The sequence below is a fragment of the Pseudoalteromonas sp. BSi20480 genome (assembly GCF_000241365.1).
Taxonomy (GTDB): Bacteria; Pseudomonadota; Gammaproteobacteria; order Enterobacterales; family Alteromonadaceae; genus Pseudoalteromonas; species Pseudoalteromonas marina.
This window is the reverse complement of the sequence record NZ_BADX01000121.1, coordinates 1-429: the sequence shown is the minus strand read 5'-3', so window position 1 is coordinate 429 and position 429 is coordinate 1. Positions and strand designations below refer to the sequence as shown.

Annotated in this window: 1 protein-coding gene; it reads right to left on the bottom strand. The window is 44.1% G+C overall.

Going from position 1 to position 429, the window contains the following annotated elements; all coding sequences use genetic code 11:
- On the bottom strand, positions 1 to 429 hold a 429-nt coding region (locus tag P20480_RS19250; RefSeq protein ID WP_033025622.1), incomplete at both ends, for an IS3 family transposase.

Sequence of the window (429 nt, the reverse complement as noted above, 5' to 3'; positions counted from 1 at the left end):
AAAGCGACATAAACAAACCCACTCCATGTGGCAACATAGGTGATGTCAGCTACCCAAAGTTGATTTGGCTGCTCAGCAGTAAATTGACGATTAACTAAATCAAGTGGCTTATCTTGTTGCTCGTCAGGTATCGTTGTCTTATGTGCTTTACCCCGACGAACACCTTGAATTCCCATAACTCGCATCAATCGTTCGACTGTACAGCGGGCGACTTGATGGTCGTCAAGCTGTAGCTGCTTCCATATTTTTCTTGCACCATAAACTGACATATTATCCTCCCACACTTCGCGAATGAGTATTATCAGCTCAGCATCACGCTTTTTGCGGTTAGACAGTCGCTCAGGCTCTCTTTGTATCTGTTTATGAGAATAATACGTTGATGGTGCAATCGGCAATTCCTTGCAAATTGACTCGACACCGTAATGCTCT